This window comes from Lutibacter flavus (assembly GCF_900188355.1).
GTDB classification, from domain to species: domain Bacteria; phylum Bacteroidota; class Bacteroidia; order Flavobacteriales; family Flavobacteriaceae; genus Lutibacter; species Lutibacter flavus.
On record NZ_FZNX01000001.1, the window covers coordinates 767888 to 787195 of the forward strand.

Genomic DNA, 19308 nt, shown 5'->3' on the forward strand with positions numbered 1-19308 from the left:
TTTTGTTGATATTAAAAAAATATGTTAACTGAATATTTAAACAGATTAAACGAATTAAGTCCACTAAGTATTGAGAGTAAAAATTTGTTGCTCGAGCATATTTTTGTTAAAAAAATAAATGCCGGAGATTATATTTTAAAACAAGGCGATGTTTGTAAACATATATACTTTGTAAATAAAGGATTTGTACGCATTTTTTATTATAAAAACGGAAAGAATATAACCGAATGGTTTTCTAAGGAAAAGAGCTTTTTTTTCTCTATCGCAAGTTATTTTAATGAAACAGAAAGTAATTTAGTAATTGAAACATTAGAAGATTCAGAAATAATTTTTCTTTCAAAAGCTGGATTGGAAAAATTTAGAAAAACCAATCTCGAAATTGCTAATTTACTTATTGAGCTTTTTTCGGGCTCATTAATATTTTCGCAACAGCGGATGGAATCCATTCAATTTGAAACAGCAAAAGATCGTTACCAAAATTTATTAAATGAGCAACCAGGAATATTAAATAAAGTTCCTTTACATCACCTTGCTACTTTTTTAGGAATTACCCAAGAAACACTTAGTAGAATTAGAGCTAAAGTTTAAATGCTTTTTTGATAAATGTCAATTGAGATTAGATAATTAATTAAGAAATTTGAGAAACAATTAAAATTAATTAGAATGAAAAATCTCGCATTATGTCTATTTGTTGCATTTACATTTCAAGTTAGTGCACAAATTTCAGATGATAAATTAAATGAAATTATAGATCAACTTACTGTAGACGAAAAAGTTTATTTATCAATTGGAACCGGAATGGATATTCCGGGATTTTCAGATGAAAGTGACGCTCCACAAGCTGTTGTAGGTATTACACAAGATAAAGTACCAGGTGCGGCAGGAACAAGTTATACCAGTAAAAAATTAGGATTTCCGGCAGTAGTTTTTGCTGATGGACCTGCGGGAATTAGAATTAGCCCTGAAAGAAAAGAGGAGCCTAATCAAACTTTTTATGCAACGGCATTTCCAATTGGAACAAGTATTTCTTCGTCTTGGAATGTAAATTTAGCCAAAGAAGTTGGTGCAGCTTTTGGGAGAGAAGGTAAAGCGTATGGAGTAGATTTTTTATTAGCTCCTGCATTAAATATCCACCGCAACCCTTTAGGTGGAAGAAATTTCGAATATTATTCTGAAGATCCTGTTTTGGGAGGTAAAATAACGGCAGGATTTGTAAACGGAGTTCAATCAGAAGGTATTGGAGCAACTATCAAGCATTTTGTTGCAAATAATTCTGAAACCAATAGAATGCAATTAAATACAGTTTTAAGTCAGAGAGCTTTAAGAGAAATTTACTTAAAAGGATTTGAAATTGCTATTGAAGAAAGTAATCCTTGGGCTGTAATGTCTTCATACAATAAAATAAATGGAGTTTATACTTCAGAAAGTGAAGAATTATTAACTCAAATTTTAAGAGGTGAGTGGAAATATGAAGGTTTTGTAATGACCGATTGGTTTGCAGGAAAAGATGCTGTTGCACAAATTAAGGCAGGAAACGATTTATTAATGCCTGGAACTAATGAACAAGCAAAAAGTTTATTGGATGCAGTAAAAAATGGAGCTCTAAAAGAAGAAATTTTGGATAGAAACATAAAATATATTTTAAAACAATATTTTAAAACCTATTCATTTAAAAACTATAAACCAACTGGTAAACCCGATTTGGAAGCGCATAAAAAAATCGCTCGCAAAGCAGCTGCTGAAGGAATGATATTATTAAAAAATAATACTACTTTACCAATTGCTACGAAAGAAAAAATAGCTTTATTTGGTGTTACTTCATTTGAAACTATTTCAGGAGGTACAGGAAGTGGTGATGTAAATAAAGCGTATATGGTTTCAATTAAAGAAGGCTTAAAAAATGCGGGGTATACTCTTGATAAAGGTTTGGTTGCTAACTATGAAGCTTATATTAAAGTGGAAAAAGCAAAAATTCCACCCAAAAAAATATTCTTTGAAAAAGACATTTTAGTTGAAGATATACTATGGTCTAAAGAAAGACTAAAGGAACTTGCAAAAACAAATGATGTTGCTGTTTTTACATTAGGAAGAACTTCTGGAGAGTTTCAAGATAGAATAATAGATGGTGATTTTAATTTAACTGTGAATGAATTAGAATTAATTAAAAATATTAGTGCTGCTTTTCAAGCTCAAAACAAAAAATGTATTGTTGTTTTAAACATTGGAGGAGTTATAGAAACTGAAAGTTGGAAACAATATCCTGATGCAATATTATTAGCATGGCAACCAGGTCAGGAAGGCGGAAATGCTATTGGAGATATTATTTCTGGTAAAACAAATCCTTCTGGAAAATTAACTGTTACATTTCCAATCGCATTAAATGATGTTCCTTCAACCAAAAATTTTCCAGGAAAAGTTCTGGATCCAACGGCTCCTAAACCAACTAAACCTTTAGCTGCATTGCCAGCAAAAGAAATTTATGAAGAAGGTATTTATGTTGGTTATCGTTATTTTGATACATTTAATGTAAAAACATCTTATCCGTTTGGTTTCGGACTTTCTTATACTCAATTTGAGTATTCAAAACTAGATATAACGAAAGTTGAAGATGAAATTACAATATTATGTACGGTTAAAAATACTGGTAAAACTGCAGGAAAAGAAGTGGTGCAAGTTTATGTTAAAAGCCCAGAAGGAACAATTGAAAAACCGGCAAAGGAATTAAAAGGTTTTGCTAAAACTAAATTGTTAAATGTTGGAGAATCAGAAACAGTTAAAATTAATTTAAATGTGAAGCATCTTGGCTATTATAATACAAACTCACTTTCGTGGAAACTTGATGAAGGAGCTTATGAATTTTTAATTGGAAAAAGTTCTTTAGATATAAAACTTAATGCAAGCATTACACTTAAAAGTAAAATTATTGAAACAACATCAGATTTATTAAGTCCAAAAGTTAAAATTAATGAATTAAGTAAAAATTAATTTCAGTTTAAAAAACTGAATTTCTTATTGATAAATCTGTATTAAGGCTGTCTGGAAAGTTATTAAAACCTGTTTTGTCAAACTGAGCCTGTCGAAGTTTATATTAATTAAAAATGAGTTAATATATTTTGACAAACTCAATATGACTGGAGTTTTACTTTTAAGGCAGCTTTAATTTCATAGTTACATTTATTAGATAAAATTTATAATTAAATTTATTAAAGGAATCAATGTATTTTTCTTAATATTGATCCCATTAAACCAACTTTATAAAATTAAACTTATAGATGAAAAATAACAGTAAAGCTCTTATCATTTTAGCGTTTTTCTCTATTTATGTTATTTGGGGTTCAACTTATTTATTAAATAAAATTGCAGTAACAGAATTGCCTCCATTTATGTTGGCAGGGTTTCGATTTATAACTGCCGGAGTTCTTATTTTTATTATAGCGAAATTATTAAAATACAAAATTTCAATAACAAAAAAGCAATTTTTAAACTGTACAATTACAGGGTTTTTGTTTTTATCTTTTGGAAATGGCGTAATAGTTTGGGCTTTAAGATATGTTGATAGTGGTTTTGCTGCTTTAGAAGTTTCAGCTCAACCTTTAATTGTAATTCTATTAATGTTTTTTTTGGAAGGAAAAAAGATACAGTCAATGTCTTTAATTGGTGTTGTTTTGGGCTTTATTGGAATCTACTTATTGGTAAGCCAACAACATATTATAAATCAGGAAGGAAGTGGTTTAGGAATGATCATGATCTTTTTATGTATATTAAGTTGGGCCTATGGAAGTTTGTTTGTGGCTAAAGCAGATTTACCATCAAACTTTTTTGTAAATACTGGTTATCAAATGATTACTGGCGGGATTACATTAATAATTGCAAGTTTATTATTTAGAGAAGAATGGGTACCACTTTCAGAATGGAGTAATCCAGTAATATTTTCAATGATAGGTTTGGTTATTTTTGGAGGAATTGTAGCTTTTACTGCATTTAACTATTTGCTAAGAACCGTTTCTCCTGAAAAAGTAGCTACTACAACATATGTAAATCCTATTATTGCTTTAATTTTAGGGTGGTATTTTTTAAATGAACAAATAACACAACAATCTATAATTGCTGCTATTGTATTGTTAACAGGTGTTTATTTTATAAATACCAAGAAAAAACTAACTATGTACTCAAGGTTTAGAAGTAAAAAATCAAAATAAAAAGCAATTCTAAACTTCATGTTATTTGCTTTAAAAGAGTAACTATCTTTGCAAAAAATATTTTTTATGTCAAATCAGTTTTCCGATTTAGGAATTATAGATGCAATTCAAACAAGTTTAGCAACTTTAAACATAAGTAAACCAACAGAAATTCAAGAAAAAACCATCCCTGTTTTATTAAATAAAAAGGATGATTTTGTTGGATTGGCAAAAACAGGAACAGGAAAAACTGCTGCTTTTGGTTTGCCATTATTGCAATTAATAGATGAAGAAAACACAGCAATACAGGCTGTTATAATAGCTCCAACAAGAGAGTTAGGACAACAGATTTATTCTAATTTAGTATCATTTTCAAGTAATTTACCAAATATTTCAATTGCTTCAATTTGTGGTGGAACACCTATTAAACCTCAAATAGAGCTTTTAAAAAGTGATACTCATATTGTAGTTGCAACTCCAGGGCGTTTAATAGATTTGATAAAGCGTGATGCTATAAACATTAAAAATGCAAACTATTTGGTGTTGGATGAAGCTGATGAAATGGTAACTTCATTAAAAGAAGGTTTGGATGAAATAGTAAAAGAACTACCTAAATCCAGAAGAACATTTTTGTTTACTGCAACAATGCCTGGAACTATTAAGCAATTGATTCAAAATTATATGTCTAAACATGTAATTCAGGTAATTGCTGATATGGAAACGGTTGGACATCAGGGAATAGATCATCAATATGTTGTTGTTGAACCTATTGAAAAATTAGATGTTTTAATGCATTTTTTAAATTCAAAAGAAGGGGAAAGAGGTATTATTTTTTGTAAAACTAAGGCAGCTGTTAATAAATTAGCAAAAAACTTAGCAATTAACAAATTCTCTTCTGGTGCAATACACGGAAGTTTGTCACAACCAATTCGTGATCGAATTATGGGGCAATTTAGAGAAGGACATATTAATATATTAGTTGCTACAGATTTAGCAGCAAGAGGTATTGATGTAAAAGAAATTTCATATGTTGTAAATTACCATTTACCAGATGTTCCGGATACGTATGTGCATAGAAGTGGAAGAACTGCTAGAGCAGGGGCAAACGGACTTTCTTTAACTATTTTACAACAAGAAGAAGTAGATGACTTAGCTGATTTTGAATCAGAATTAGGAATTTCTTTTAAAGAATTCAAAAAAGCGGATGCTCAAAGTATTGAAGAAAATAATATGCTTTTGTGGGCAAAGAAAATTTTTAAAACAAAACCAAATAGAAATATTTCTGAAAGTCTAAAAGGAGAAATTAAAGCTATTTTTCATCACCTTACAAAAGAAGAATTGGTTGATAAATTGGTTTCAAATTATATTTCACAGCATTCAACACCCGCTTCAAAAACTGAAGCAACTAAAAATAAAAAAAAGTAGTTTATAATTATGGCAAATAACATTAAGGAACAACAGGATATTCTAGTAAAATTGAATATTACTGAGTTGAATCCAATGCAAGAAGAAGCGATTTCTGTAATTGAAACAACTACAAATACAATATTACTTTCTCCAACTGGAACTGGTAAAACATTGGCTTTTTTACTGCCAATTATAGAAAGTTTAGATCCAAATTTACATGAAGTTCAAGCGTTGATTTTAGCTCCTTCAAGAGAGTTGGCAATACAGATTGAACAGGTGGTTAGAAATATGGGATCTGGCTATAAAGTAAATGCGGTTTATGGTGGTAGATCAATGGCTAAAGATAAAATTGAATTGAAACATATTCCTGCAATTTTAATTGGAACTCCAGGAAGAATTTCAGACCATTTTAATAATGACCGATTTTCAAAAGAGTATATTAAAACATTGGTTTTAGATGAGTTTGATAAAATGCTCGAAATTGGTTTTGAAACTGAAATGAGTCATATTATCAATACAATGCCTTCTATAAATAAACGTATTTTAACTTCTGCCACCCAAGGTATTACAATTCCAAAATATGTGAGGTTAGACAATCCAACCACAATTAATTATTTAAAAGATGGACTTTCTAAATTAACAGTTAAAACGGTAATATCACCTTCAAAAAACAAACTGAACACATTGGTTGATTTACTTAATTTTTTAGGTAACGAACCAGGAATTATTTTTTGTAATTTAAAGGACAGTATTGAGGATGTAAGTGATTTTCTAAATAAAAACAGGATTAGTCATGGTTGTTTTTATGGCGACATGGAACAAATAGATAGAGAACGTTCCTTAATAAAATTAAGAAACGGAACCTATCAGGTAATTGTGGCAACAGATTTAGCGGCAAGAGGACTTGATATACCAGAAATGAAATATATCATTCATTATGAGCTTCCAATGCATGCGCACGAATTTACACATAGAAATGGAAGAACTGCCAGAGTAAATGCAAAAGGAACTGCTTATGTTTTAAAATGGGATAAAGAAAATTTACCCGATTTTATTAAAAATGCATCAGTTGAAAAAATTACAGATAAAACCAAGAGAAAACCACAATACTGGCAAACTTTGTTTATTTCTGGCGGAAGAAAAGATAAAATTTCAAAAGGAGATATTGCAGGTTTGTTTTTTAAGCAAGGAAACCTAAATCAAGATCAATTAGGAGTTATTGAATTAAAAAGAGATTGTACGTTTGTTGCTGTCCCTGTTACTATTGCAGAAAGTCTTGTCGAAAAATTAAATAATACGCGACTTAAAAAGAAAAAAGTAAGGGTAACTATTGTTTAATAGTTGAGTAATTTTAAATGTCTTGCTGAGCCTGTCGAAGCATCATTAGTTAGTACATTTAATTAAATGTTAATGTTTTATTGTCATTCCTGCGTAGGCAGGAATCCATTACACGTTTTGAGTAGTAAATTTATACCATAAGGAAATTTTAATAATAACGATTTGATAACTGCCTTCGTAGGTATGACAGCGTAAAGTGAAATAATTTGTTATTATTTATCTCAAACCATGTCATTCCTGCGTACGCAGGAATCCATTATGCGTTTTGATAAATAAACCCAAACAAAATAGAAACCTATAATCACCCTAATAAAATGAAATCCATACATCAATATTATGTATATATTTTAGCAAGTCAAATTAGAGGCACATTATATATAGGAATTACAAATAATTTACAAAAAGAGTTTTAGAGCATAGGCAAGGGGTTAAAAAAGGGTTCACAGAAAAATATGGAGTTCATAAATTGATGTATTTCGAAACTTTTCAAGATGTTAATGAGGCAATAAAAAGAGAAAAGAATTTAAAGAAGTGGAAACGAGATTGGAAAATTAAGCTCATTGAAGAAGAAAATAAAAAATGGTTAGATCTTTCAAAAGATTGGTATGATGATATTTTAAGTGATTAGTTTTATTATGTTGAACCTTGTCAAACTCAAACCAATTGTAATCTTTATTAACAGTGTGTGGATACCTGCCTGCGCAGGTATGACAGCGTAAAGTGAGTTTTTTGTTATATATTATGTCTAACCTTATCATTCCTGCGAAGGCAGGAATCCAATTTGATAAACGGATTGCTTCATTCCTCTACGTTTCATTCGCATATACAATCACAAATTAATAGTATCTTTTTAAAACCTATATTTGCAAAAGGTGCTTCAGTAATTTGATGCACTTTTTTTTTATGACGGAGAAAGAAAAAACAAATGTAGAAAAAGGAATTACTTCCGAAGAAATAACAAAATGTATTGCTGTGTTATCCCAATTGGTTGGTGATACAAGTCAAATTTTTGATATTGAAAAAGAGCAACGTACAGAATTAATTAAAGTTGCTGGTATGTTTTCCAGACCAAGCCGAGATGAGTTTTCGAGAAGAAAAAAAGACGGAAAAAAAGCTGCAAAACGTAAATTAGAAGCTAAAGAAAAAACTGCCCGTAAAGAAACAGGAATAAGAACAGCTCGCGAAGATGTTGTTTTTGTTGCTCCTAAATTATTAGTAGCGGCTGATTTAGAAAGTAAAGAACAATTAGAATTTGAAACTCCTAAAAACTGTTATGTTTGTAAAACATCGTTTAAAAAAATACATCACTTTTATGATACCATGTGTACCGAATGTGGTGATTTTAATTATGCCAAACGATTTCAAACTGCCAATGTAAAAGGTCAAATAGCAGTAATAACGGGCTCTAGACTAAAAATTGGATACCATATCACACTAATGCTTTTACGTAGCGGAGCAACAGTTATAGCAACTACAAGATTTCCAGTAGATTCTGCTTTGCGTTTTTCAAAAGAAGCAGATTTTAAAGAATGGGGACATAATTTAAAAATTCACGGTCTCGATTTAAGACATATTCCAAGTGTGGAAATATTTTGCAATTTTATAGAGCAGAAATACAAACGCTTAGATATTTTAATTAATAATGCAGCTCAAACGGTAAGAAGACCAGCTGGATTCTATCAACATTTAATGGCAAACGAAGAAGCACCAATAACTACGCTTCCAAAATTTGCACAAGACTTGCTAGTTGATCATACTGGTTGTTTAGAGGAATTAAAAAGCTTAACAACAGGCGCTTCTTCAACTAAAAATATGCCGGTTACCTGGCACGGACCTGAACCCGGAATTGGATTAAGAGCTTCTGCAAAATTATCGCAAATACCTTATAGTTTTGATAATACATTGGTTGCTAAAGAAGTATTTCCAGAAGGAAAATTAGATGCCGATTTACAACAAGTAGATTTAAGAAAAGTAAATAGCTGGCGTTTAAAATTAGGTGAAATTGAAACTACAGAAATGATAGAAGTTCAATTGGTGAATTCTGTGGCTCCTTTTGTATTGTGCAATCGACTTTCTGAAGTCATGAAAAAAGACAATACCGGTCAAAAACATATTATCAATGTTTCGGCAATGGAAGGGAAGTTTTATCCACTTTTTAAGGAAGACAGACATCCGCATACGAATATGGCAAAGGCAGCTTTAAACATGTTAACCCATACTTCATCTGGCACCCTGGCAAAAGATGGAATCTTTATGAATGCTGTAGATACGGGTTGGGTTACTGATGAAGATCCAATTGAATTGGCTACCAAAAAACAAAAAAAGTTCGATTTTCAACCACCTTTAGATATTGTAGATGGTGCAGCACGTGTAATGGATCCGTTATTTGATGGTATAAATACAGGGAAACATTGGTGTGGAAGATTTCTAAAAGATTACAAGCCAATTAGTTGGTAAAAAAATTACTATTTCTATTAATTTAATTCATAATATTATTACTTTCGAACTTTCTTTTTAGGTTTGAAATTAATACAAAAGAACTGTAAAATTTTTCTTCTTAAAAAAATAAACCAGTAACTAACAACTTTATACTTCCAATACAATGGCTGTTAAAAAAGCTATAAAATATATGCTTATCAGTACTTTAGCATTTGCTTGTATGAATGTTACCGTGAAATATTTAGAGCATGTGAGTGCCTATCAAATTGTATTTTTTAGATCTGCAAGTTCGTTATTTTTTACGTTTGGTTTTCTTTTAAAAAACAAAATTCCACTACTTGGTAACAATAAAAAGCTACTAGTTATTAGAGGATTGGTAGGTGTAACTTCTATGACCCTTTTTTTTATGTCTACTAAATACTTGTCAATTGGAACCGCTGTATCATTAAGGTATTTAGCTCCAATTTTTGCTGGAATTTTTGCAGTTATTTTTATGAAAGAAAAAATATGGCCTTTGCAATGGCTGTTTTTTATAATGGCATTTTTAGGAGTGCTCATATTAAAAGGATTGGATACCGAACTAAATACATACGGCCTTATACTTGTGCTGTTAGCCTCTGTTACAAGTGGTTTGGTGTATATAATTATTAGTAAAATTGGAAAAGGAGATCATCCTGTTGTTGTGGTTAATTATTTTATGGTTATTGCAACTTTAACTGGTGGAATTTTATCTATCAATAATTGGGTAAATCCTAAAGGTATGGAATGGCTTTTACTATTTAGTTTAGGTGTTTTTGGATATTTTGGACAGGTTTATATGACAAAAGCATTCCAAACTGGTAAAACTAATCAGGTTGCGCCGGTTAAATATGTTGAAGTAATTTTCACAGTGCTGTTAGGATTGTTATTGTTTAATGAAATTTATTCCTTTTGGAGTTTATTAGGTATTGCATTAATTATAGGGGCGTTGATATTAAATGTAGTGTACAAAGCTCGAAAAAGCGCTTAATTACTACAAGCTTACAATAGCATTAAACCTACAAAACAAATAAATGACCATAAGGTATAGATGATAATTGTGTTGCTAAAGAATAGAATTTCATCACTATCCTTTTTCATCATAATTGGAAGGATAAATGGAGGTGGTAGCAATATAAATGCGAAAAACGCTTTTAAAAACAATTCATCAATCTCTCCAACCAACAGCAGAATTAGATAATAGGTTCCAATTCCCACTACCATTACAGTTAAAAACCGAATAGCAACCAGTTTAACCGATGCTAACCAATTGGTTTCTTTTAACCGAATTGAATATCCAACAACAATTAAAATTAAAGGAACCGTAATAACTGAGAGTATATTTAAGGTGTTAAAAATGCTTCCACCTAAAACCGAACTATTAATTAGCGGATATAAATCTAAAATATTTACAATGATACCCGCAAAAATCGAAATAATTATAGGCGATTTTAAAAAGGAAATAAAACTTTGAAGCATATGAACTTCATGTGAACTTTTGTATTGCAACAGAGGCGCATAAACAAACCAAATAAATACTTCATGTCCCAGTGCAACTAAGGCAATTATAGGTAAATTTTCAACTCCCCAAATAGAGGAAAATAAGGCAACTCCCAACATTCCAAATTCAAAACCAGTAAAATATTCAGCAGTATATTCGTATTTAAGCTTCGGTTTTAAAAAATATCCAATTAAATAGAGGAAACAACAAAATAAAAATATCAGGATAAACAATAAAGAATATCGAACCTCGAGCGTAACATTGCTAAAAGCAAAAAATAAAACTGCCGGCAATGAAATTTTTAAGATGATAAATTTCAATCCATTTATTACTTTGGGAGTGATGTCTTTTGATTTTTGTAGTAAAACCCCAATAAGTAAGATGATTAGTAAGGGTATTAATTTCGAAATAATTAAATCCATAAGTTTGTAGAAATAGCCATTTATATTAACTAATTATTATATAAAGTTGAGTAATTTAGTTTATAATTCTTTATTAAATTCCTGAAGTTAAAAGCTATTTAATCTCAATAAAATCCAAGTCCAATACGTTAAAATTATTAGCCGCTTTCACTAATAATGTAGAACCTATGGTTTCAAATAAATGGTTTGTTTTTAATACAAATTCAGCTTGTTTTTCAATTTTATAGTTTGGGATTCCAACTACGGTTAAATCTGTTTTTTCAGAATATTCTTCAATAATAGTATAAAAAGGTTTCTGTTCAACGGCATTATTAATGATTTCAATGTCAACCAGTACCCTTAAGTCTTCAACCAGTTCACGAATTTTGGAACTTATAATTTCTTGATTCACATTGTTATTATTTACAAATAGGACTCTAATTTTAGTTTTGTTCCAGTTTGGTGAAGCAATTATAAAACGAGCAATATTCAACATCATTTCGGCATTTTTACTATCTGTTTCTCGCCACCAGAAATCAACTGTTTGGTACTTCCCAAATTTCTTTTTTCTGTCAAAATCCAGATACAGTAAATTATAATCTAAATGAAGTAATGTTTCCGTCATTTTAGAATATTCTGTTGAATTTTCCAATCCTTTTGGCCAACCCATCATTATCGTATTTGGTTCAACTCCAGAAAAACCGTAGGTTGTAGCAATATTTGTAATTCCGTTGTATATATTGTCAACTTTAACCTGTCTTGCAAAAATTCCTAATTCAGCAAAAGTATCATCTCTAACAATTTGATCTACTTTCTTTAATGGTTTGTTATTTTTTTTATCTAAAATCAGTTTAAAATTTGTAACAATACCAGTTCTTCCGGATACTGTTTTTCCTAATTCCAATAAATAAGATTGATGTTTACTTTCTCCACTAAATAAAATTATATTAGGATTCCAATTTAAATTTTCATCAATATTAGCGTCAATTTTTTTTAAGCCTTTATTTACAACATTTTCCCATACACTTTGCCAAACATCATTGGATTGCAGCCTAACTTCCTTGCGTTGAAGCCAAATATACAAGCCTGCAATAATCGCAAAAGCACCAAGCATTGCTAACATATCCAACTTAAACATAACAGCAAAACAGGCCATAAAACCAAGTAAACCTATCCAACTTTTAATTTTAAAAGATGGTTGAAAATCTGGATTCGCCCAGCTTTCTAAAAAATAGGAAATATTGATAAAGCCATAAGCGGTTAGATAAAACATTGAAACTACACGCGCAATTACATCTAATTCACCCACTAAAATACCAGCTTCAGCAATTACAAAAACTAAAAATAAAGCATTAACGGGTTCGTTGTTTTTTCCTCTTCCTTTTCTAAAAATCTTAGGAGTTACGTTATCAATGGACATTGCTTGTAAAATTCTGGGACCTCCAAGAATTCCTCCTAAAGCAGAAGAAAGTGTAGCTCCCCATATTCCTGCAAGAACAGCAGGAGCAAATAGTGCAATTTTCATTAAAATATTATAATCAGTTCTTAAAACTTCAGAACTCACATTAAAAGCTAAGAAAACAGCAACTCCTATATAAATAATAAGTCCAGTTCCTATTGCTAATAGAGTACCTTTTGGAATTGATTCTTTTGGATCTTTTAAATCACCGCTCATTGCAATACCCGCAGTAAAACCAGTAACGGCAGGGAAAAATATAGCGAAAACAACTTCCAAAGGAACAGCATCTACCGAAGAAAAAAGTTGAATCGTTTCTGGTTGAAAATTCGAGTTTCCAAAAAAGATGGCTACTATTGATATAATAATGGCTGCTAAAATAAAAAACTGTGCTTTTATAGCTACAGAAGTACTAATTAAAGCCAAACAGGTAAGTGTTAAAAGAGCTATAGTTCCTGTTAATCTTATGTCGTTAATAGTTAATCCAAATCCAAAATAGCCATTAAAACTTTCAGCAAAACCAATTAAATACAATGCTATAGATAATGCAGTACCAATATAAAGTGCAATCCCTATTGAACCACCAATTGGAATTCCCATACTTCTGGAAAGAATGTAATAAACCCCACCAGCACCAATTTTTTTATCTGTTGCAACTGAAGAAACACTTAGACCAGTTGAAATGGCAATTACATGTGCTAAAACAATAATCATTATAGCACCAATAAGCCCAGCATTTCCAACTACCCAGCCTAAACGCATATACATTATTACTCCCAAAATAGTTAAGATAGATGGTGTAAAAACACCTGCAAATGTTCCAAACTTTTTTCCTTGCATTTAGTTGAGTTGAAATTAAATTATAGGTTTTTCAAATATTAAATAAATATAATTAAACTTATTTAAAATAGGGGCAATCACAAACTCATTATTGATTCAATATTATTAAATACATTTGCAACGCTAATTTTTAAAAATACTTGATGAATATAATTACATTAACCGTGAATCCGGCTTTGGATAAAAGTGCTAAAATAGACGGACTGGTAGCTGAGCAAAAATTAAAATGTCACTCAATTAAATACCAGGCTGGTGGCGGAGGAATAAATATTTCAAGAATTTTAACAAGACTCAACATTGATTCTGATTGTGTTTTTACTTCTGGGGGTGATTATGGTAACTATTTGGAAAAACTATTATTAGAGGAAAAAGTACATATAACTGCAATCGCTACCGAGGAAAACACGCGTGAAAACTTTTCTATAATTGATACAAAAACAAACCTTCAATATAGATTTGGAATGCCGGGAAGCAAGATTTCTACTTCTGAACTCGATTTAATTATTGCTGAAATTAATAAAAAAGTGAAGGAACATGATATTTTGGCATTAAGTGGTAGTTTAGGAGAAGGAATGCCTGTCGATTTTTATTCTAAAATTATTAAATCGCTTGATAATAAGAGGGTTAAGATAATTTTAGACACATCGGGTCCTGCTTTGGTAAATGGTTTAGAGCAGCCAGTTTATTTGATAAAACCGAATCAAAAAGAGTTGGCATTGTTAGCAGGAAAGGAAGTTTTAACAGATAAAGAGCAAGAAGAATTTGCTATGCAGTTGGTAACTTCAGGAAGTGTAAAATATGTAGCCGTTTCTTTGGGTGCAAAAGGAGCTTTTTTAGCTTCTAAAGAAGGTGTTATTTATCAATCAATACCAACAGTTGAAGTGAAAAGCACCATTGGTGCCGGTGATAGTATGGTTGCAGGATTAATTTTTGGTATTAAACAAGGATATGCTGCTGATAAAATGTTAAAATATGGTGTGGCTTGCGGTATGGCAACCACCATGAGTGAAAGCACAAATCTTGCGTCCGCAAGTGCAATTAAAAGTGTACTACAATCATTAAAATAAATTAATTAAGAGTAATAAATAACCTGTAATTTATAGAGAAATTCGGCTTTAGTGTTTAGGAATTAATATCTTTTATTTGAAATTTTAAACACGTCAATAATTCATTTGAATTATAAAATAATATACTGATAATTAGAGTTTTAAACTATATTATCTAAATTAATAGTTTTAGCTTTTTTGTTGGTATTTAAATCTAAAAAACCTTAATAAATAACGTAGAATTCAAACGAAACAGAACCCGTTGTGCATTTTAATTAAATTTCATCAATTCGAGTGAATTTTCGATTTTTTAGGCTTAAAATTAATATCGAGAAAAGAAATTTTATTCATATACTCTTGTTCTCGACCTGCCTACCGCAGGCCGGTATAATTTTTTATCAAAAATCACTCGAACTGACACTGCTTCACGTATAAATAACCAAAAACTAAAACGCGTTATATTAATTATTGGTGCAATCATTTTTCAAAAAAACTACTGCAACTATTGTTATAGACTAAAGGATTTAAATTCAGAATAACTTTTATATATTTGATAGATATTCATTAACCATACATTTAATTGTATAAAAAGTTTCTTTTTAAATGAAAAAATCTATCCTTATCGCTATTGCATTCGTATTTTTAAGTCTGCAATTTACACAAGCCCAAAAATCAAAAAAAGAAGTAAAACAGCCACTGGAAAGTATTAAAACCGATGGTTTAAAATTTCGAAGTATTGGACCCGCTTTAACTTCTGGAAGAATTTCCGATGTAGCTGTAAATCCTAATAATCCATTCGAATATTACGTAGCATCTTCAGCAGGAGGTGTATGGAAAACTGTAAACTCAGGAGTTGAATTTACGCCAATATTTGACGGAGAAGGTTCGTATTCAATTGGTTGTATTACAATGGATCCAAACAATACCAACGTAATTTGGGTTGGTACTGGAGAAAATAACAACCAACGTTCCGTTAATTATGGAGATGGAGTTTATAAATCGTTGGATGGCGGAGCTAGCTGGAAAAATATGGGGTTAAAAACTTCAGAACATATTGGGAAAATTATAGTCCATCCAGAAAATTCTAATATCGTTTTTGTTGCTGCAATTGGACCGTTATGGAGCAAAGGTGGTGAAAGAGGTTTGTATAAAACAACCAACGGAGGAGAAACCTGGGAAGCCGTTCTTACAGTTGATGAACATACAGGTGTAAATGATGTGGTAATGGATCCTAGAAATCCAGATGTGTTGTATGCGTCAACTTTTCAACGTAGAAGACACGTTTTTACCTATGTTGGTGGCGGACCGGGTTCTGGAATGCATAAAAGTACCGATGGTGGAAAAACCTGGAACGAAATAAATAAAGGATTACCAACAACCGAATTGGGTAGAATTGGCTTGGCCATTTCACCTGCAAATCCAGAAATAATATATGCAATTGTAGAGGCTGCTGAAGGGAAAGGCGGTTTTTACGCTACTACAAATCGTGGTGCAAGTTGGGAAAAAAGAGGAAGCCATGTAACAAGTGGTAATTATTATCAGGAAATTATAGCTGATCCCGTAGATGAAAATACGGTGTATTCAATGGATACATGGATGTCTGTGAGTCATGATGGTGGAAAATCATTTTCAAAAGTAGGAGAGGTGTTTAAACATGTGGACAATCACTGTATGTGGATCAACCCACAAAACAACAAACATTGGTTAGTTGGTTGTGATGGTGGTATGTACGAAACTTTTGATGCTGCAAAAACCTGGGATTTCAAAGAAAATATTCCTGTAACACAATTTTACAAAGTAGCTGTTGACAACGATTATCCGTTTTACAATATTTATGGAGGTACACAGGATAACTTCAGTATTGGCGGACCTTCAAGAGTGCTTACAAATCACGGAATTACAAATTTTGACTGGTTTATAACAAATGGAGGTGATGGTTTCGAATCTCAAATTGATCCAAATAACCCGGATATTGTATATGCACAATCTCAATATGGATTTTTAGTGCGTTACGATAGAAAAAGTGGTGAAATTGTTGGAATTCAACCTAAAGAAAGAGCAAATGAAAATGCGTATCGTTTTAATTGGGATTCGCCATTAGCAGTGAGCAGACACGCAACAGGACGTTTGTATTTTGCTGCAAACAAAGTATTCCGTTCTAATGATTACGGAAACAGTTGGGAAGTTATTAGTGATGATTTATCGGCTCAAATAGACAGAAATAAACTAAAAGTATATGATAGAGTGGTAAGTATTGATGCTGTTGCTAAAAATGGTTCCACTTCATTGTATGGAAGTATTGTTGCATTGTCTGAATCTCCAATTGATGAAAATCTAATTGCTGTGGGAACTGATGACGGATTGGTTCATATCTCTGAAAATGGAGGAACTTCCTGGAGAAAAATTACGAATATCCCAGGTGCTCCAAATCAATCGTATGTAAATAGTGTGTACTTATCAAAACACGATGTAAATGTGTTATACGTAGCTTTTAATCATCATAAATATGGAGATTTTAAACCGTATATTTTTAAATCTGCAGATAAAGGAAAAAGCTGGAGAAGCATCAGTTCTAATTTGCCAGTAAAAGGAAGTGTGTATGCCATTGAAGAAGATCATAAAAACAGTGATTTAATTTTTTGCGGTACAGAATATGGAGCCTTCTTTTCACCAGACCAAGGAGCTAACTGGAAAGCCTTAAAAGCAGGATTACCAACTATTGCAGTTAGAGATATTGCCATACAAGAACGTGAAAACGATTTGGTACTGGGAACCTTTGGTAGAGGATTTTATGTGCTGGATGATTATTCTGCATTAAGAACTCTTAAAAACGCTGAACCTACTGCAAATGCTATTATTTACCCAATTAGAGATGCCTTAACTTGGGAAAAAAGTCAACCATTGGGTTTACCGGGAAAAGCGTTTCAGGGAGATAACTTTTTTACGGCACCTAATTTAGGTCCGGAAGCAATGATTACGTATTATTATAACGAGGATTACGAATCTTTAAAAGACAAACGTTCAAAAGCAGAGAAGGAGTTAATTAAGGCCAAAAAAGACGTTTCTTATCCAAATTATAACCAATACAAAGCTGAAAAAGACGAAAAAGCACCGGAATTGGTATTTACCATTAAAGATGCTGCCGGCAAGGTTGTAAAAAAGGAATATAAAAAACCAGCAAAAGGAATGCAGCGTTTTAACTGGGATTTAAGATATACGCTTCAAAACCCAATAGATTTAAGTAAATCATCTTTTTACAATCCTTGGGAAACTATAGATGAAGGTACGTTGGCGCAACCTGGAGTGTATACTGTAGAAATGCAATTGTACGCTAATGGTACGGTAACTAATTTGGTAAATCCAGTATCTTTTAATGTAAAAGCGTTGGATAATACGGTTTTGCCAGCTAAAGACAGAGCTGCTAAAGTAGCGTTCCAAAAGGAAGTTGCACAATTGGAAGCCAATTTTGGAAATGTACAAAATATGATGTCTGAAATGAACCAAAAACTAACCTATATAAAAGCTGCTATTGTTAGATCTGAACAACCTTTTGAAGCATATGCTAACTCCGTTTTAGCCATAGAAAACAAATTGAAAGCTATTAATGTAGCCTTATATGGAGATCCTATAAAATCTAAATTAGATGTAGATCAACCACAAACACCGGCAAACAGAATAGGAATTATTAGTTACGAGCAAAAGTATACCACATCTACACCAACAAAAACACACCAGGATAGTTATGCAATTGCCAAAACTGAAATAGACGTCCTTAAAAAACAAGTAGAAACTATTTATAACGTGGATATAAAACAACTAGAAGATAAACTAGTAAAATCTGGAATGCCGTATACACCAGGACGTGGATATGAGTTTAAGAATTAAATAAAAGAGAACAATTATTAATTATTTTTCTTCTAAAAGCCTTTTTACTAAAGTTGTTAAAACTGAAGTGAAAGGGCTTTTTTAGGTTTTGTTTTTTAAAAAATAAGTGAAATTTCCCCTTGATAAAGGGGGAAATACACTGTATGTGATTGATAATTATATTTTTATCTTAAATTTTTTAATAATTAAAATTTTTACATATGAAAAAAAGTTATTTCAAATTATTATTTCTGGCCTTTTTACTTCCATTATTTTATAATTGTGCTGCGGTGCCGCCCGAAGTTATAAAAACGCATCAAAAGGAGTTTGAGATTATCGAAAATCTTCAATCTTCTCATTTAGCAATGGTTGATGCATTTGTAGATCAAAAAATCTTAGTTTTTGAAAACTTTTTTTTCAACGAATATGGTCCTGTTTACCGCTCTAATTGGATAGATGCATTCAAAGAATATAATGAGCGAGATTATGATTCTGAAAGAGATTTTCCAAAACTTTACAATGATTTAGTGGCTGAATATCAAGAAGAGTTAGCTCCAATTGAAAAGATTCGATTCAATTTAAAAACTGCAATTGCATTAGAATATAAGAATGCTATTGATGCTCATACAACCGTTGAAAGGTGGTTAGATAATCTTAAAAAGCTCAATGATTCTCAGCGTACATCTATTAACTCTTTTTTAGGCTCTGTGAAACCTGGATTATCCATGAGTACTTTAGATGACACCATAAAAAACAGAATAGAAAATGTTAAAAGTAAGATGAGTAAAAAAAATGAATAGTTAAACTAATACTAATTTTA

General features: G+C 31.3%; 12 protein-coding genes and 1 pseudogene. 11 read left to right on the forward strand and 2 right to left on the reverse strand.

Features of this window, described 5'->3' with window-relative positions:
- Nucleotides 1-21 precede the first annotated feature (21 nt).
- The 8 genes and pseudogenes from CHB63_RS03350 (at nt 22) to CHB63_RS03385 (ending at nt 10371) form a co-directional block, all read left to right on the forward strand.
- On the forward strand, nt 22-588 hold the full coding sequence (locus tag CHB63_RS03350; RefSeq protein WP_089377002.1) for a Crp/Fnr family transcriptional regulator: 567 nt from the start codon (nt 22-24) through the stop codon (nt 586-588).
- A 75-nt stretch (nt 589-663) separates the two neighbouring features.
- Complete coding sequence (locus CHB63_RS03355) at nt 664-2985, forward strand: beta-glucosidase (RefSeq protein ID WP_089377003.1); 2322 nt, start codon at nt 664-666, stop codon at nt 2983-2985.
- 287 nt (nt 2986-3272) lie between these two features.
- Nucleotides 3273-4199: an EamA family transporter gene (locus CHB63_RS03360; RefSeq protein ID WP_089377004.1), complete on the forward strand. Its 927-nt coding sequence runs from the start codon at nt 3273-3275 to the stop codon at nt 4197-4199.
- A gap of 66 nt (nt 4200-4265) precedes the next feature.
- The gene (locus tag CHB63_RS03365; RefSeq protein WP_089377005.1) at nt 4266-5603 is read left to right on the forward strand and encodes a DEAD/DEAH box helicase; all 1338 of its coding nucleotides are present in this window, start codon (nt 4266-4268) and stop codon (nt 5601-5603) included.
- 9 nt (nt 5604-5612) lie between these two features.
- The gene (locus CHB63_RS03370; RefSeq protein ID WP_089377006.1) at nt 5613-6923 is read left to right on the forward strand and encodes a DEAD/DEAH box helicase; all 1311 of its coding nucleotides are present in this window, start codon (nt 5613-5615) and stop codon (nt 6921-6923) included.
- Nucleotides 6924-7237: 314 nt separating this feature from the next.
- Nucleotides 7238-7551, forward strand: a pseudogene (locus CHB63_RS03375) (GIY-YIG nuclease family protein).
- A 275-nt stretch (nt 7552-7826) separates the two neighbouring features.
- Nucleotides 7827-9380: an SDR family NAD(P)-dependent oxidoreductase gene (locus tag CHB63_RS03380; RefSeq protein ID WP_089377569.1), complete on the forward strand. Its 1554-nt coding sequence runs from the start codon at nt 7827-7829 to the stop codon at nt 9378-9380.
- 145 nt (nt 9381-9525) lie between these two features.
- Nucleotides 9526-10371, forward strand: a complete 846-nt coding sequence (locus tag CHB63_RS03385; protein ID WP_089377007.1) for a DMT family transporter — start codon at nt 9526-9528, stop codon at nt 10369-10371.
- 11 nt (nt 10372-10382) lie between these two features.
- On the opposite strand, the gene CHB63_RS03390 is transcribed toward CHB63_RS03385, so the two are convergent.
- Nucleotides 10383-11303, reverse strand: a complete 921-nt coding sequence (locus tag CHB63_RS03390; RefSeq protein ID WP_141107258.1) for an AEC family transporter — start codon at nt 11301-11303, stop codon at nt 10383-10385.
- Between the two features lie 94 nt (nt 11304-11397).
- On the reverse strand, nt 11398-13578 hold the full coding sequence (locus tag CHB63_RS03395; RefSeq protein ID WP_089377009.1) for an amino acid permease: 2181 nt from the start codon (nt 13576-13578) through the stop codon (nt 11398-11400).
- A 143-nt stretch (nt 13579-13721) separates the two neighbouring features.
- Between CHB63_RS03395 and CHB63_RS03400 the strand changes: the two genes are divergently transcribed.
- The 3 genes from CHB63_RS03400 to CHB63_RS03410 all read left to right on the forward strand — a co-directional run bounded on the left by CHB63_RS03400 (nt 13722) and on the right by CHB63_RS03410 (nt 19288).
- Nucleotides 13722-14645, forward strand: coding sequence for a 1-phosphofructokinase family hexose kinase (locus CHB63_RS03400; RefSeq protein ID WP_089377010.1), 924 nt, complete (start codon nt 13722-13724; stop codon nt 14643-14645).
- Between the two features lie 582 nt (nt 14646-15227).
- Nucleotides 15228-18509 (forward strand): glycosyl hydrolase, encoded by a 3282-nt coding sequence (locus CHB63_RS03405; RefSeq protein WP_089377011.1) that lies wholly within the window; start codon nt 15228-15230, stop codon nt 18507-18509.
- Between the two features lie 200 nt (nt 18510-18709).
- Nucleotides 18710-19288, forward strand: a complete 579-nt coding sequence (locus CHB63_RS03410; protein ID WP_089377012.1) for a hypothetical protein — start codon at nt 18710-18712, stop codon at nt 19286-19288.
- The last annotated feature ends 20 nt before the right edge of the window (nt 19289-19308 follow it).

Bases quoted from the DNA above. Each gene is read 5' to 3' on its own strand.
- CHB63_RS03350 (WP_089377002.1), top strand. From the start codon at position 22: ATGTTAACTGAATATTTAAACAGATTAAACGAATTAAGTCCACTAAGT.
- CHB63_RS03355 (WP_089377003.1), top strand. From the start codon at position 664: ATGAAAAATCTCGCATTATGTCTATTTGTTGCATTTACATTTCAAGTT.
- CHB63_RS03360 (WP_089377004.1), top strand. From the start codon at position 3,273: ATGAAAAATAACAGTAAAGCTCTTATCATTTTAGCGTTTTTCTCTATT.
- CHB63_RS03365 (WP_089377005.1), top strand. From the start codon at position 4,266: ATGTCAAATCAGTTTTCCGATTTAGGAATTATAGATGCAATTCAAACA.
- CHB63_RS03370 (WP_089377006.1), top strand. From the start codon at position 5,613: ATGGCAAATAACATTAAGGAACAACAGGATATTCTAGTAAAATTGAAT.
- CHB63_RS03380 (WP_089377569.1), top strand. From the start codon at position 7,827: ATGACGGAGAAAGAAAAAACAAATGTAGAAAAAGGAATTACTTCCGAA.
- CHB63_RS03385 (WP_089377007.1), top strand. From the start codon at position 9,526: ATGGCTGTTAAAAAAGCTATAAAATATATGCTTATCAGTACTTTAGCA.
- CHB63_RS03390 (WP_141107258.1), bottom strand. From the start codon at position 11,303: ATGGATTTAATTATTTCGAAATTAATACCCTTACTAATCATCTTACTT.
- CHB63_RS03395 (WP_089377009.1), bottom strand. From the start codon at position 13,578: ATGCAAGGAAAAAAGTTTGGAACATTTGCAGGTGTTTTTACACCATCT.
- CHB63_RS03400 (WP_089377010.1), top strand. From the start codon at position 13,722: ATGAATATAATTACATTAACCGTGAATCCGGCTTTGGATAAAAGTGCT.
- CHB63_RS03405 (WP_089377011.1), top strand. From the start codon at position 15,228: ATGAAAAAATCTATCCTTATCGCTATTGCATTCGTATTTTTAAGTCTG.
- CHB63_RS03410 (WP_089377012.1), top strand. From the start codon at position 18,710: ATGAAAAAAAGTTATTTCAAATTATTATTTCTGGCCTTTTTACTTCCA.